The 14,739-nt window shown below is 45.4% G+C and carries 14 protein-coding genes and 1 pseudogene; 9 read left to right on the top strand and 6 right to left on the bottom strand.

Features of this window, described 5'->3' with window-relative positions:
* Positions 1 to 33: 33 nt before the first annotated feature.
* The 7 genes and pseudogenes from ABDB91_RS12960 to ABDB91_RS12930 all read left to right on the top strand — a co-directional run bounded on the left by ABDB91_RS12960 (position 34) and on the right by ABDB91_RS12930 (position 6,551).
* Positions 34 to 1,659: an IS66 family transposase gene (locus tag ABDB91_RS12960; protein WP_347488132.1), complete on the top strand. Its 1,626-nt coding sequence runs from the start codon at positions 34 to 36 to the stop codon at positions 1,657 to 1,659.
* Entirely contained in the window at positions 1,643 to 1,924 is a 282-nt protein-coding gene (locus ABDB91_RS12955) for a hypothetical protein (RefSeq protein ID WP_347488131.1), read from the top strand. Before ABDB91_RS12960 ends, ABDB91_RS12955 begins: the two co-directional genes overlap by 17 nt.
* Before the next feature lie 564 nt (positions 1,925 to 2,488).
* A pseudogene (locus ABDB91_RS12950) lies at positions 2,489 to 3,220 on the top strand (IS3 family transposase); the annotation flags it as partial.
* Between the two features lie 83 nt (positions 3,221 to 3,303).
* Complete coding sequence (locus ABDB91_RS12945) at positions 3,304 to 3,699, top strand: hypothetical protein (protein WP_347488130.1); 396 nt, start codon at positions 3,304 to 3,306, stop codon at positions 3,697 to 3,699.
* A gap of 1,231 nt (positions 3,700 to 4,930) precedes the next feature.
* Positions 4,931 to 5,395 carry a hypothetical protein gene (locus ABDB91_RS12940; RefSeq protein WP_347488129.1) on the top strand — a complete coding sequence of 155 codons (465 nt, stop codon included), beginning with the start codon at positions 4,931 to 4,933 and terminating at the stop codon, positions 5,393 to 5,395.
* Positions 5,326 to 5,994: an IS4 family transposase gene (locus ABDB91_RS12935; protein ID WP_347488128.1), complete on the top strand. Its 669-nt coding sequence runs from the start codon at positions 5,326 to 5,328 to the stop codon at positions 5,992 to 5,994. The genes ABDB91_RS12940 and ABDB91_RS12935 overlap by 70 nt, the downstream gene beginning before the upstream one ends.
* Positions 5,982 to 6,551, top strand: a complete 570-nt coding sequence (locus ABDB91_RS12930) for a stalk domain-containing protein (protein WP_347491603.1) — start codon at positions 5,982 to 5,984, stop codon at positions 6,549 to 6,551. Before ABDB91_RS12935 ends, ABDB91_RS12930 begins: the two co-directional genes overlap by 13 nt.
* Here ABDB91_RS12930 and ABDB91_RS12925 read toward each other — a convergent pair.
* The 4 genes from ABDB91_RS12925 to ABDB91_RS12910 all read right to left on the bottom strand — a co-directional run bounded on the left by ABDB91_RS12925 (position 6,548) and on the right by ABDB91_RS12910 (position 9,911).
* On the bottom strand, positions 6,548 to 7,804 hold the full coding sequence (locus ABDB91_RS12925; protein ID WP_347488127.1) for a multidrug effflux MFS transporter: 1,257 nt from the start codon (positions 7,802 to 7,804) through the stop codon (positions 6,548 to 6,550). The genes ABDB91_RS12930 and ABDB91_RS12925 overlap by 4 nt on opposite strands.
* A gap of 94 nt (positions 7,805 to 7,898) precedes the next feature.
* Entirely contained in the window at positions 7,899 to 8,066 is a 168-nt protein-coding gene (locus ABDB91_RS12920) for a hypothetical protein (RefSeq protein WP_347488126.1), read from the bottom strand.
* Between the two features lie 12 nt (positions 8,067 to 8,078).
* A complete protein-coding gene (locus ABDB91_RS12915; protein WP_347488125.1) occupies positions 8,079 to 9,050 on the bottom strand; it encodes a putative PEP-binding protein in 972 nt (323 codons plus the stop codon).
* Positions 9,051 to 9,209: 159 nt separating this feature from the next.
* Entirely contained in the window at positions 9,210 to 9,911 is a 702-nt protein-coding gene (locus ABDB91_RS12910) for a hypothetical protein (RefSeq protein WP_347488124.1), read from the bottom strand.
* Between the two features lie 144 nt (positions 9,912 to 10,055).
* Here ABDB91_RS12910 and murJ point away from each other — a divergent pair, with 144 nt between their 5' ends.
* Both murJ and ABDB91_RS12900 read left to right on the top strand, forming a co-directional pair.
* Positions 10,056 to 11,585, top strand: coding sequence for a murein biosynthesis integral membrane protein MurJ (gene murJ, locus ABDB91_RS12905; RefSeq protein WP_347488123.1), 1,530 nt, complete (start codon positions 10,056 to 10,058; stop codon positions 11,583 to 11,585).
* Positions 11,586 to 11,648: 63 nt separating this feature from the next.
* Positions 11,649 to 11,942 carry a metalloregulator ArsR/SmtB family transcription factor gene (locus ABDB91_RS12900; protein ID WP_347488122.1) on the top strand — a complete coding sequence of 98 codons (294 nt, stop codon included), beginning with the start codon at positions 11,649 to 11,651 and terminating at the stop codon, positions 11,940 to 11,942.
* A 304-nt stretch (positions 11,943 to 12,246) separates the two neighbouring features.
* Here the strand turns inward: ABDB91_RS12900 and ABDB91_RS12895 are convergent, their stop codons facing one another.
* Together ABDB91_RS12895 and gap are read right to left on the bottom strand one after the other, a co-directional pair.
* The gene (locus tag ABDB91_RS12895; RefSeq protein ID WP_347488121.1) at positions 12,247 to 13,209 is read right to left on the bottom strand and encodes a TIGR01212 family radical SAM protein; all 963 of its coding nucleotides are present in this window, start codon (positions 13,207 to 13,209) and stop codon (positions 12,247 to 12,249) included.
* 209 nt (positions 13,210 to 13,418) lie between these two features.
* Complete coding sequence (gene gap, locus ABDB91_RS12890; RefSeq protein ID WP_347488120.1) at positions 13,419 to 14,507, bottom strand: type I glyceraldehyde-3-phosphate dehydrogenase; 1,089 nt, start codon at positions 14,505 to 14,507, stop codon at positions 13,419 to 13,421.
* Positions 14,508 to 14,739 lie beyond the last annotated feature (232 nt).

The following is a 14,739-nucleotide window of genomic DNA, read 5'->3' as shown; positions in this document are numbered from 1 at the left end:
GTTTTTCGCAGCAAAATATGGTATAATTCAAGCATGAAAAACGTGCCTGAAACCGTTAAAGACAGCGCCGAAATCGTGACGATTTCGCGCACAGAATACAATGAATATCTTGCACTAAAGACCCAAAACGCCGAATTGTCACGTCAAGTAGAATGGTTTCTGGAGCAACTGCGCCTGGCCCGGCAAAAACGTTTTGGGTCTTCGTCCGAACAGAGCCAATATGACGGCTGGGAGCAGCCGAACCTATTTAATGAAGCGGAACTCTTCGCGGACGAAGCTGTGCCGGAACCGGAGTTAACCGATGTAAAACCCCACGTTCGCAAGAAGCGACGGGAAACGAAGGACAGCCTGCCTGAGAACCTGCCCGTCGAAACCACCGAGCATTTTCTGCCGGATCAAGAGCGCACCTGCCCGGTCTGCAACGACGAACTGCAAATTATTGGAAAGACCGTGCAGCGGAGGCTAAAAATCATTCCGGCCAGCGCGGTGATCCTGGAAGATATCTATTATACCTACGCCTGCCGAACCTGCGAAAAAACCGGCACAGAAGTCCCCGTGCTCAGAACGCCCCAAAGAAACAACGTCATCAAAGGGAGCTTTGCCTCACCGGAGGCGGTAGCGCACATCATCACGCAGAAATTTGTCATGGGAGCCCCGCTATACCGGCAAGAGAAATCTTTTCAGCGCCAGGGGATAACACTGTCGCGCCAAACGTTATCCAACTGGGTGCTGAAAAGCACTGCAGATTGGCTGGAGCCCATCTACCATGAACTGCATCGCAGGCTTTGCGCCCGGCAAGTGCTGCATGGTGATGAAACCACTCTGCAAGTGCTGCGGGAGCCGGGGAAATCCGCTCAGTCCAAGAGCTACATGTGGCTATACCGGACCAGCGGAGATACCGGACAGCCGATTATCCTGTATGAATACCAACCGGATCGAAAAGCCCGCCGCCCGGCCGAGTTTCTAAAAGGTTTCTCCGGATATTTGCATACGGACGGGTACAGCGGCTATCACAATCTGCCGGGTTCGATCACTGTGGTAGGCTGCTGGGCTCATGCCCGACGAAAATTTAATGAAGCCCTGAAAGCTCTCCCGGAAAAAGACCGGGGGGGGTCTTTAGCCCTGCGCGGAAAACGCTATTGCGACGCACTGTTTGACCTTGAAAAACAATTGGCGGCCTGCCCGACGGAAAGACGCTATGAGAAACGTCAGGAACTGGCAAAACCAATGCTTGAAGCCTTTTCGGCGTGGCTGAGAGCCCATAAAACCGCACCGAAATCCGCGATTGGCAAAGCCATCTATTACCTGCAGGAGCAGTGGTCCTGGCTAACAAATTATCTCCTGGACGGGCGGCTGGAGTTCAGCAACAACCGAGCGGAACGCAGCATCAAACCGTTTGTCATTGACCGGAAGAACTTTTTGTTTGCCAATACACCGAAAGGGGCGCAAGGCAGCGCCGTCATGTTCAGCCTCATTGAGACGGCGAAGGAAAACGGATTGGATCCCCACCGCTTTCTGAGCTATGTTTTTGACGCGGCACCTAACATGGATCTCGGCGACCCGAAACAGTTAGAGCTGCTGCTGCCCTGGAACGCGCCGGAGACGTGCAAAGTCCCGCCAGGCTTAAACGAGAGGAGTTACCATGAAAAAACGAAGTAACATTGACATGGTTCTCGATATGGTCGAAGCGTTCCTCAAAGGCAACATAAGTCGTCTGGATTTCCAACTGGATTTCCCCCATGAAGTACAACAGCGCTACCAAAAAATGGCCCGTGAAGACGAGGAATTTGCAAGATTGATTGACGATCGCCTGGTGGAAGACGGTGTTTATAAAGGCGAGCGCCTCAGCGATGAAGCATTCCGAAGACACATTCGGAAGCAGTTTCTGGATGTCGTTGACATCAGTGATGAAGGGTTCCTGTAACCGCTTAATACGAGTCGGCATTGGTCAAGGCGTCAATTGGTTTGACGCTTACCATAGAATTCAGTATTCATCTATAAAGATTGATTTCATCTAGTATAACTCAACCTACACCAAGTTCTCAAAATTTTACTTTATGGCTTTCATCAGTCTTGGAGAGAAATCTTAAAACCAATCTAATTCGGTATTACCTTAATCATAACCACCCCTCCAAAGGGGTGGTTTGCACTAGGGCTATAAGCCTTGGGTTACCGGCTACTTTTACTTCATTCAAGCCTCTATTGCTATTGTCGCTTTTGCAAGCCCTTGAAAGGGCTGGACTTCCCCCGGTTAATTGGACACCAACTTAACAACTTTTTGGAAATGGTATAATAATCTGGACATCAAGTTAAGAGCAAAAGAAAAGGTGGTCAGATTATTATGAAGAGATTAGTCTATGACAAACAGTTCAAAATGGTAGCGGTAAAGCACGCCAAAGCGTGGATCAGTCTGTCAATGAAGTGGCCCAGGATATAATGCTCCCAAAGAGTGAGACACAGGATAAGAAAAATAAGTTACAATGGGAGCATGAACAAACGTAATCATTATTCAGCCGATTTTAAAGCCCAGGTAGTCCTAGAAGTTCTTTGGGAAGAAGCGACTGTCATCGAGATCGCAGCTAAGTATAGCGTTCATCCAGGTATGATCAATCGCTGGCAGAAGGAATTCCTAGAGCGAGCCTCAGAGGTATTTAAGAAAGGTCCCTGAGGCCGAACAGGAGCTTGAAAAAGAGCGGCATATGTAGAAAAACTAGAGCGTAGAATCGGACAGTTGGCATATGAAGTTGACTGGCTTAAAAAAATCTGAAGAAATCAATAGACGCAAGCGACCGTAAAAAATTCATCGAGTTTGGCAATGAACGCATCACCGTAAAGTGCCAGGCTAAACTGCTAGGAATCAATCAGAGCAGTACATATAGGAAACCTCCTGTCAAGATGATTAGTAATGAGGAGTTATTTATGATGCGCTTGATCGACGAGATCCATACAAATGAACCGACCTGGGGTATAGGACCATTACGACCATTCTCAGGAGAGACCACGATCTGGTTATCAACAAGGAACGGGTGCGCCGGATCATGAGGGATATGAGAATTTATACGATACACCCGAAGCCGAATCTGAGTAAACGATATCATTCCCAGTATATCCGCCCCTACCTGTTGCGGAATTTTGAAATCAAAGGCCGAACCAAGTCTGGGGTGTGGATATTACCTACATTCGCATGAAAAAGGGGTTCATGTATCTGTTTGTCATTGTGTAATTATCACTCCGAGCATTTACATCAAACTGCCTGTTGAAACTTTTACCAGTAAGGGAAAACCTATAACCCGGCAACGCTTCGTGCCTATTGCAGCAACCTATAATAAGCAGGCATCAGAAACAAATATCATTCTGCCGGAAGTAGAAGTTCCGGCAATTTCCAAGGATGCGTATCTTCTCATCAGTGATGGTTTTGATACACCAGATTATGTAGCAAGAACATATACAAAACAGTGGAGGATAGAAGCTTTTTACCGGGCAGCCAAGCAGAGTCTTGGTTTAACATCATCATGTTATGCACAGTCTGAATTAGCTCATTTCGCACATGTGGAGTTAGTGTTCACAGCAAAAACCCATCTTTGTTATGCTGCCTGGGAATGCAATAAAGAAGGTGCTGAACAAGCTCTATCCCTACGAAGTGATCGGGTACTTTTCAACGACGGTTGTCGAATCCGCTGTTGCAACCAACAAATCTAAGTCTATTTTGACACGACTACCCACCATTTTTCAAGTCTGATTGATAAATTGTGGCCAAATTCTTTAGACTTTAAGTTATGGAATTTGGGTGTTATCCTGCAACCACATAACTACTATATATTAGTTATGAATATTTTTATTTAAATAGTTCTTAGAAAATAGAGTAGAAAGGAGAAATATTAAGTGTTTTCTACTGAAATGGCTGTTACTTTTAACAACATTATGAGCATTTTATACCTAGTAACTTTACTTATTTGTTACCGCTATAGAGATAAGTATCATTATAACTTTCTCGTATGGGCAGCAATTATCATTTTTTTACCCTTTATTGGAATCATATTGTTTTATCTAACTATATTACGGCGGATTATTACCTCGCGCTAAAGGGCAAAGACCCTGTATAGGAGCTTGACCGACATACATACTTTGGGCAAATAGACGAAAGAATATGGCTATGATCCCGATACATAGGAGGTTTGTTGTCGGAGTTATGTGGAAACCAGCGGCCGTAATAACAGAGAAAGGGTGCACTTTAGTTAGCATACACGAATTCATTCATAAAAACCCAGCAATGCCATATTTGTCAATATGGCTCAGGAAATTATGAAAATCTAATAATAAGCGAGTAAAATGAGAGTGATTTACATCAATTATTAAGGGGGGTGTGTTTATTTGCAAGGAATCATTGATTTTATAGTATTATTATTTTATGGCATAGCGGTTTTTGTCTTTTCACTCTTTGTTGTCGGAACATTCATAGTGTTGATTACTGATAGTGAATACTTAACAATTTACGTGGCAATATGTTTGCTAAATGGTATAATAACCATCTCTACTATATTTTTATTATGGAGCATTAGAGATCTGAAAGAAAAGTTGAATAGCCAACAAGCATTCGTGTTCGGTTAAGTTCTGCATATTCCAGTGTAAGTGAGCGATGGCATTTTGTCCCTGGAAAATAGATAGCGAAAATTGTTGTATTGTTCTATGAAAAGAAGGAATACACCCTTTTCTTTGTGGAATTCTTCTCCAAATACTATTCACGAGGAGGTTTCACATTGGCTCCAATACCCGAAAAAATGAATCCTTACGAGATAGAAAGCGTCCTAAACAAGATGTTCCCACCAGAGTGGCTGAGAGATACAGCAGCTAAAACCGGTTACGTCCAGCGTAACCGTAGATCGACCCGGTCACCTTTTTCTGGGTTGTCGTGCTTGGCTTCGGAGTTGGTATGCAGCGCACCCTCGCTTCATTAAGAAGGGCTTACGAGACGGCATCAGCTGAAACACTTGTCCCATCCTCTTTTTATGACCGTTTCAATAATGGATTGATTGCCTTTCTCAAAGAGTGTCTGGCCCACGGGATAGCGGAGCTTTCCAGCCACAACAGTCTTACGGTTTCAGATAAGCTAAAAGGGTTCAAGGATCTGATAGTGTCAGACGGAACCGTCATCAGACTGCATGATAAATTAGCTAAAATATTTCCGGGGGCAAGGGCAAGGCCGAACTCAAGCTACATCTCGCCACAGGGATCACCGGCAATACAAAGAGCATTGCCCTCTATTCCGGAAAAACCGCTGAAATCAAAACCATGCGCATTTGAACCTGGGTGGAAGACAACGTCCTTTTGTTTGATCTCGGATATTTCAAGTATGAGCTATTTAGCAGGATTAGAGGCAATGGTGGCTACTTCGTAAGCAGGCTTAAGCAATCAGCCAACCCTACCATAGTTTCGGTGCTGCATACCCACCGGGATAATACGATCGACATTGCCGGCAAAAAGCTTAAGGATATACTCTCCCAACTGAAGCAGGAAGTGCTTGATGTCGAGATTGAGGTCTCCTTCAAAGGCCGTACACCTAAGAGCAAGAAGGCCGAGAAAGACGGGACGTTCGAAATATATCATCCCCAAAACGGCACACCTAAAGTTAAAGAGACCTTCCGGCTGGTAGGGGTGCTGAATAAGGAAACCAATAAGTATCACCTCTACCTCACCAACATCAGCCCCCAGCAGCTTACGGCGGAAGATGTGGCGCTTCTTTACAGGGCACGCTGGAGTGTGGAACTGCTTTTCAAGGAACTGAAGAGCCTCTACCAGTTGGATGTAATATCCAGCGGGGCGCCCGCCGTAGTGGAGTCGCTGGTGCTGGTGGCTATGCTGACCCTGGTGGTAAGTCACCGGTTGCTTAACCACATGAGGATTATAGCTCCCGGGAAAAGTGCCCGACTTACTCATTTACGCTGGGCTGAGTCGTTTATGATAAAAAAAGCTGTTCTGCGGAAATACATTTTTTAGAACAAAAAGTTAAATTTATTATAGATTCTGACATTGCTTTTTTCGATGGGAAACCGAAAAAAATATCCTCTGTTCCGATCCTTATGAGCAATTCGGTTTTGATACCGATTGGTTGTATTATAAATTATTTTCATATCCATAATACATGGGATAAGGAAAACCGTTTGTTAATTATCAATGATTCTAGAATAATAAAAAATAGTTATATACAAGCATTTGAGTGGTCTGATATTGCTGATAATTATACATATAATGAACTTATTCCTCTATCATATAAATTTTCCACAGTAGAAAACGAATCTGCATTATCTGCATTACAAATTACAGCAAAAAATATATCTGGTCATGATATTCCAGAATTCCGGGAGGATTTATACCCTTTATATATATATAAAGAGGGGGGATGGGGATCTGAACCTAATAGCAGAACAACACGTCACCGATTTAAAATAAATGATAACCAAATATTTGAGATAACGGATGCAAACATGATTACTTTAAAAGATGTTAAGATTATTTTTGTTATAAGCAGAGTTGGCACTTTTGATATTTTTTAGCCCTCGTTAACTGTTGCCGCAGTATGCATATCCGGAACTTGCTTGATGAACGTTTTCTTGGTAACCAGCAGCCAGCCGGCTCCACAGATAACCCCGGCGGCAAGGTTTAAGGCTCCCAAAGCCCAAATGACATTGCTCCAGTCAAAGGAGATTAAAATCATGCCGACACTGCCCATTAAAATGCCGAAGCAAGCGATCAGGGATGAAGCCGAACCGGTATTTTCCTGCTGCTGCTCCAGCATCAAAACGGTGCTGGGAGGACGGATACCGCTGCTGGCTATGGTAGACGGCAGCAGAGAGAGGGCGAACAGCCACGGGTTCATACTGCCCAGGCCGCAAATTAGTACTCCGCTTGCGATTATAATGGCAAAAAAGACCGTTATAATCGACCCGCGCTTAAACCGTCCGGATAAATGGATGTACAGTATCGGGCCAAGGAGTAAAAACAACGCGTTTAGAGCAAAGTAGTAGCTGTACACTTGTTCGCTGAGCCCGAATCCATTGATATAAATGTAGGACGATGCGGCTATGAAGGCCATAAAAGGTATACTTAGCAAAGAAAACAATACCAGTAAAGCTGTAAAACCAGGGTTTTTAAGTACCACTCCAAGTCGTCCCATGGTCTTCCATATTGTGCCCGTATAACGTTTGCCTATTGTTTCCTCCAGGGCGACACAGCCCGCCAGGGCCAAGATTCCGGCGCCGGCCAGAAACCAAAACGATCCCCGCCAGGAAGTAAAACTCAACAGAAAAGCGCCCACAACCGGGGCCACCGCCGGAGCCAACACCACCATCGAGTGCACAACCGACAGGACTACCTCCCGCTTCCTGCCATCATAAACATCTTTAACCATGGCCATTGCCACAGCGCCGGCCGCACTGCCTCCGGCGGCCTGAAATACGCGGAAGGTGATGAGTTGATAAATGTCTCCGGCATAGGCGCACAAAACGCTTGCTATAGTATAAATAATCAGTCCGGCCATTAATACCGGTTTGCGTCCATACTTGTCGCTTAACGGTCCCCAGATTAATGTTCCGATGCTGAAAAAAACAAAGAATAATATTAAAGTAAGATTGACCATATTTACAGGAGCGTTAAAATACTCCGCCATGCCGGGTAAAGCGGGAAGATAAAGGTCGGTGGACAATGGTATAAAGGCGCTGAGGAATGCTATAAATACAATCATGCCTTTTTCACCGAGATATTTCTGCTTTCTGCCGCTCTTTGCAGTTGCCGTGTCTGCCGCTTGCATTTTTCCTCCGTTGCACTTTTTGATTTTAGCCATACATTTTAATATATAATATTTTCAAAGTATATTCAAAGGTATTTTAATGTCGGGAAAGCTTTTAACTGGTGGTGATTACCGCTTGGGTGCCCACAGTCTGGCTGGATGGAGTCACCGGCGGAGGGTAACCGAAATCTTTCCTGACCTTGGGCACTTCGGCCAACACCCGGGGTAGTTTATCCAAAGCGTTTTGTTTTAGACATTTATGCCGCCGGAGCGGTTTTCCCAACCTTTTAACCTTTCAACACCCGGCCCGTTGTGCCGCACCGGGTGCGAGGCGGGACAGGGATTCTTCCGCGTAATGCTGTATCTCATCCGGAGACCAAAAAGACATAGCTTTGGAAGTAACTAGTTTGGCCTTGGTTATGGTCAGGCGAGATATAATGTCTCTTGCCTGCTCCATATGTTCCGGTGACATGACCAGTTCATTTACTCCCATGGCGACCAACAGCGGTATCGCCGGCAATCGCCCGGCCAGAGGTGCTGTTACGGCTACCGACTTGCGTCTTTTGTGTGCCTCCTCCGCCAGACCGCTGATTTGAAATAAAAAAGACGGGGCATATTCGTGAAGCAGTTCGTTATTTTCGTACCGGCCGTCTATGGCTAAAGAGTGATGTTGCAGCTTTTCACTTATACTGAAAAAGGATACTTCAAAGGATAGTACCGGCGCCATTACCACTGCTCCCGGCACCTCCAGCTCAATGCCCAGATCTAAAAGGGAACTGACATGGGTGTTTTGTTTGTTGAGTTCGTGGTGTATGGTGTTTATTATTTCCTTTACTTTAATTATCTCAGACACATCGGCAATCATAGGCAAAAGCAGACGGAAATTACCTGATGCGGCAGCTCTGACTATAGCCCGTAGTTGGGTTTGCATTATGCCGGGTTGAGCCAGTCCAAGGCGTACACCCCGGCAATTATCCGATAAACCGGCGCGGCTAAGGGCCGGTATTGTGCTTGAAGGGGCCTGCAGTGTGCGTACTGTAACGGGCCGGTTATCCATTAAGCTGCTGATATGAAGCAGTATTTCGAGTTGTTCTTCCTCTCCCGGCAGGTCGTTGCGGCCTAGATACATGAAATCCGTGCTTAACAACCCAATGCCATCTGCTGTTGAGGCGGCTGCCTTTTCTACATCCTCTATTGAATAAGCGGGAGCGTTAAGCGATATAACCTGTCCATCCTTAGTTTGCGTATATGGCCCGGTTGAATTCAAATTAAAATCACCTTCTTGATTACTGATGTTTGGCTTGCCTATTGTACATGATGCATGATAATAAAGGTATCATATCGAGCAGCAAATGTTAAGTTCTAGAGATCCACTCAAATATGTAAAAGTTGTCTAATTGATATAAGCCAATCTGATAATTATATATCAAAAACTATCAATCTTATTAAGTTCCCGGAGCACACTGTCATGAGTATAGCGGAAAAAATCGGCCAGGTCATCTTCAACCTGCTCGGCGGCAATTTCAATAAGCCGTGCTACCTTGGCAGTGTTAATATTAATACGGTGCCGGGTGAACATTTGTAATCGGTATTTGTCGGCCAGAGATTGGGCGGTGGCCTTATAAGCTTCAATATACCCGGGAAAACCGGCGATTTGCGCTTTCAGTCTCTGTGGGTCATAGCCGGTTAAACCGGCCAATAGGTCAGTGATTTGATTAATAATTTCCTGGTTATTAAAGGCCTGGCGAATAGTACGGCCGTACGCACCGCGGTTGCTGATGCGTAATTCGATGCCCATTTCCACAATATTGTGAGCTTTCCACCAGCCCATTTCGGGTGGTATATTACATGCTTCAATGGTCTGCTTCACCAGTGGGCGGCCTTTTTCAAAGCAATAACCGCGTTCGCAGCCCGGATATTTTTCATCACCGAAATAATCAAGACCTTGTGGGGATATGCCGTGAGTTATTATACCGCGGGCGAAATCTGCCAGGGCATGATTTGCTTTTACTATATGCAGAAGTTTGGCGCCCATGCTGTGGGCCATGGTATGATTAACCTGGGCGCTGATGACCATATCGGGAAAAATGCTGCCTAGTGTAATGGCGTCGGATTTGCGTCCAAGCACAGTTTCGGCAAAAAAAACATGAGTTTGCGGAAAAATACTGATCTCCCCCCTTGTGATAAAATATGCTAATATAGTAATTGTTGTTAATGGTTATTCAAAGACTAAGGAACTATATGTTTATTATTTTTACGGAGGCACTGGCACATGTCAAAGCATAATATTTTCAAGGCTTCCTCTATTTTGCTGGTTTTGTTTGTAGCCAGCCGGGTGCTGGGCTTTATACGGGAACAGGTAATTGCCGCTTTATTGGGTACAACGCTGCAGTCCGATGCCTTTGTGGTGGCGGCGACTATCCCCTTTACTTTATCTACTATTATCGGCACTTCAGCGGGTAATGCTTTGCTGCCGTTATATACGGGGCGGTTGCAGGATGCCGGCCGGAGTTATTTAGCATCAACTGTTTTATATGTAGTTGGCGCCCTGGTGACATTATTAACGGTGCTGGGCATGCTATTTACACCACAGGTGGTGGATATGCTTGCGCCCGGATTTACCGGTGAGGCCAGGCATATAGCGTTGCTTTGTACCCGGATTATGCTTCCGTCAATGGTTTTTCTCACGATGGGTTTTTTAGCCAAGGCAGTGCTCAATGCCCATAGGGAATTTACCGTTCCGGCTATGGCGCCGGTGTTGCAGAATGTGATTTTTATAATATTGATTCTTCCTCTGGGCGGGCTTATGGGACCGGGCTTGGCCTGGTGCACCCTGGCCGGGGCACTGGTGTTCTACTTGTATAACCTGCCCGCCCTGGGACGGTTTGGCATCCCCTGGCGCCCGCTTATGAATACCGCTGATCCGGATGTGCGTCGCGCATTGCTGATTTCTATACCTGTTGTTCTGACCACTTTGGCTGGTCGGGGGTTTGTTTTTGTGGATCGCTGGTTTGGCTCTCATCTGGCGGAAGGGAGTATTGCCGCCCTGAACTTTGCCAACCGGGTACGTGAATTACCTTATGGTCTATTTGTTGCGGTTATATCTTCAGTTTTGTTTCCGGTCCTGGCCGCGGCTTCCGAGCGCCGGGATATGCAGTTGCTGCGTGACAGGACGGCCATGGGGATGCGTCTCGTGGCTCTGGTGAGCTATCCCAGTGCCGCATTGATGCTGGTGCTGGCTGTACCGGTAGTGCGACTGCTCTTTGAAAGGGGCGCTTTTGATGCGAATGCTACTATGGCTACTGCAACAGCACTGAGCTTCTATGCTGCTTCAGTGGTTGCCATGTCGGCAAGCTCTGTGTTGACTTATACATTCTTAAGCTTGCGGGATGCTCTGCTGCCTCTCTGGGCGGGGCTGGCCGGGCTTGCTGTCAATATATTGTTGGATTACCTGCTAGTGAATCCTATGGGCCATGCCGGACTGGCGCTGGGCAATACAATGGGTTTTTTTGTCACTGCTGTGTTTTTTGTAGCCTTTTTGTCCAATCGTTTAAATGGTTTTGATTGGCGCGGGCAATGTGTCGACCAGTTAAAAATAATAACCGCCACACTAATTTTTTCTGTTATATTGCGGCTTCTGGGCAAGTATACCGGCTTATTTAATGAGAACATATCTCTTTGGGGCCAGCTGTTGGGTATGACGCTGACGGTTGGTGCGGCGGGAATAGTCTACTTGCTGGCTTTGGTTCTATTAGATATTGAAGAAACTGCCGCTATCAGGCACAGGATTATAAAAAAATAGTATTGTGCTAAGCATAATATTATAATATATTAGTTTATAAAAAAGCCTTGGGGGATATATAAATTGAAAAAAGCATCTAAATACGAAGAACCCGCCAGGTTATTAAAGGCGCTTGCACATCCCACACGCTTGTGTATTGTAGCCGGGTTAATGAATGACAGCTGTAATGTCAACAAAATGAAAGAGTGCTTAAGTCTGCCGCAATCGACGGTATCCCAACAATTGGCCATATTGCGGGCCCAGGGTATTGTGGACGGTGTGCGTCACGGTACCGAGGTTTTTTATAAAATTGCGAATGATAAAGTTAAGGAATTAGTCAAAGTGCTTTTAGATGATGATGACATTGTTTTTAAGTAAAACTAAGCCGGCTTCAGTATTAGTACTTTTCTAACCTGAAAAACTCGGGGCGTTTTTATTCCGATATGCTTTTAATTGCTATCGCGAGCGCAAGCGAGGCAGTCTCGGACTCCGAAGCAGGTCCCCAAAGAAATGCGGACTGTAAAACGGAGACTGCTTCGTCGCTTCGCTTCCCGCAATAACGGGATTCAAGCGCCGCAGGTTGTAATTATAGCAATGGCGGACTAACTATATTTTCAGCTTCTGATGGCGCTGCGCAAGAGGTATGGGTGGTAGCGATTATAAACATTTTGCCGGGCCCGGCTTAATATTTTGCCGCTCTTAGTGCTTTACCGTTTAAGTAATCAAACCTTTTGCCCTGCCAGGTATTTTCAGCTTCCAGAAGCCGTTCAAGTTCTGTTTTGATTTTCCACCAACTGGTGTCCCAATTGCAAAAAATAACTTCGTTTTGGGGACCTTTACCTACCAGGCGCTGAATAACAATATCCGGGTCGAGATGCTCCAGAAAAGTAATCATACGCCTGATATATTGATCCATTGATATTAACTCGAACTCACCGCGCTCGTACATATTCCCCAGTTCGGTATTGCGGACTATGTACAATGAATGTAGTTTGACATAACGAATGCCCAGGGCGGAAATAAGTTTGGCGTTTTCAATTACATCGTGCATATTATCCCATGGTAAATTTAAAATTAAGTGAGTACAAATTTCAAATTGCCGGCGGTGAATACGGATTACGGCATCAATAAATTCAGCCAGGGTATGCCCCCGGTTTATTTTTTTTAATGTATGGTAGTTAACGGTTTGCAAACCTAGCTCTATGTTGATATCGATTTCTTTTTCGATCTGGGTTCTTGATAATATATCCAGACATTCCTCACTGATACAATCGGGCCTGGTGGAAACGGAAATGCCTACTATGTCTTCTTCGGCTGCCGCGCACTTGATGTTGGCGGCAAATTGTTCGGCAGGCAGGTATGTATTGGTAAATGCCTGAAAATAAGCTATGTATTTTTGGGCGTTAAATCGTCGCTGGAAATATTCCTTATTCTGCCGGAGCTGTTCTGTTACCGACAAAGTATTTGGCAAAGCGTCAAATCCGGAACCCTGTTCATCGCAGAAAATACATCCTCCGTATCCCAGAGTGCCGTCCCGGTTGGGACAGCTGCCGGGTAAATTAACCGGCAGTTTATACACCTTTTGCCCGAATTTATTGATTAAGTGCCGGGAATATATATTGTACCTGTTCTTATTTGTTTGCATAGTATTTCATCACATCCATATGCCCTGATTGTTTATCAAATTTTAACACATTTAGTATAAAACCAAAAGAAGGATAGATGGTTGTAAAAGATAATATGATTTTTGCTGAAATTATTGAACGATGCCTGGCTGTATATGTCAATATGTAAAAGCCGCGGAAAAATCCGCGACTTTAGATAATTTAAGTCATATGTTTGGATGATAGGCGGTCACTCCGCCGCGTAAGCCGCGGAAACACTGCGGTACATATTTTCCCGGTTTATACCGGTCCAGGTTATTTTAGGCACACTTCCGGTTTCCCGCTTGGCCATGTAAAGCGCCAAATCCAGTACCCGGCAGGAGTAACCCCATTCGTTGTCATACCAGGCGAGCACTTTAATCAGGTAGCCTTCCATAACAATGGTGGAAAGGGCGTCAACAATTGAAGAATGGTAATCTCCGTAATAATCCTTGGATACCAACGGCGCGTCACTGTATGCCATAATTCCTTTTAACTCACCATCGGCGGCACGCCGCAGCGCATCGTTGACTTCATCAACTGTAGCGGGTTGTTCCACCACAGCTACAAAATCAACCACAGACACATTGGGAGTGGGCACTCGCATAGCCATTCCATTCAGTTTGCCCCGGAGGTCGGGGATGACCAGCCCAACGGCTTTAGCGGCTCCGGTAGTGGTGGGTATGATGGATACACCGGCGGCCCTCGCCCGCCGCAAATCTTTGTGCGGTAAGTCCAATATCTGCTGGTCATTGGTATAGGAATGCACCGTAGTCATCATACCGTTTTTAATATTAAATTGCTGGTGCAATACTTTAACTATAGGGGCCAGACAGTTTGTGGTGCAAGATGCATTGGAGACTATGTTATGTTTCTCCGGGTCATAATCATTATGGTTGACCCCCATTACTATGGTAGCGTCTACATTTTTACCCGGCGCGCTGATAATTACCTTTCGGGCTCCGGCCCGCAGATGGCCGGCGGCGGCCTCTCCTTTGGTAAAACGTCCGGTGGACTCAATTACCATACCTACGTTTAACTCACTCCAGGGCAGTGCTCCGGGATCCTTTTCAGCCATAACTTGAACTTTTTTCCCGTTAACGGTAAAACCGTCCTCTGCCACTTTTATATCGGCATGCAGGACACCATGTACGGAATCATATTTTAACAGGTGGGCCAGTGTTTTGGCGTCGGTAAGATCATTAACCGCTACCACATCCACTTCCGGGTTGTCGAGCGCCGCCCGGAAAACATTGCGTCCGATGCGGCCGAAACCGTTAATGCCTATTTTGATGGTCATAAATACGGCCACCCCTTTCTATTGAACAAATATTTGACTTAAAGTTAGTTTTACCACCGAAGTAAAGGGTATGAATGTCAATGTGTTCTCACTTAAGCGGGCAATTCCGCAGTATCCTAATGATGCCAATGATGTTAGTGAATTTGTCTTGATTTTTAATTATAAGTATAATTTATATGCAGTTGTCTTTAAAGGGTTTCGCTAAATATTTCACAAAAATTTAAGATTTAAC

The sequence above is a fragment of the Desulfoscipio sp. XC116 genome, assembly GCF_039851975.1.
Classification (GTDB): Bacteria; Bacillota; Desulfotomaculia; order Desulfotomaculales; family Desulfallaceae; genus Sporotomaculum.
The sequence above is the reverse complement of the archived record's forward strand: the minus strand, read 5'-3'. Positions and strand labels throughout refer to the sequence as shown.

Bases quoted from the DNA above. Each gene is read 5' to 3' on its own strand.
- ABDB91_RS12925 (WP_347488127.1), bottom strand. From the start codon at position 7,804: ATGCAAGCGGCAGACACGGCAACTGCAAAGAGCGGCAGAAAGCAGAAA.
- murJ (WP_347488123.1), top strand. From the start codon at position 10,056: ATGTCAAAGCATAATATTTTCAAGGCTTCCTCTATTTTGCTGGTTTTG.
- gap (WP_347488120.1), bottom strand. From the start codon at position 14,507: ATGACCATCAAAATAGGCATTAACGGTTTCGGCCGCATCGGACGCAAT.
- ABDB91_RS12955 (WP_347488131.1), top strand. From the start codon at position 1,643: ATGAAAAAACGAAGTAACATTGACATGGTTCTCGATATGGTCGAAGCG.
- ABDB91_RS12940 (WP_347488129.1), top strand. From the start codon at position 4,931: ATGCAGCGCACCCTCGCTTCATTAAGAAGGGCTTACGAGACGGCATCA.
- ABDB91_RS12895 (WP_347488121.1), bottom strand. From the start codon at position 13,209: ATGCAAACAAATAAGAACAGGTACAATATATATTCCCGGCACTTAATC.
- ABDB91_RS12960 (WP_347488132.1), top strand. From the start codon at position 34: ATGAAAAACGTGCCTGAAACCGTTAAAGACAGCGCCGAAATCGTGACG.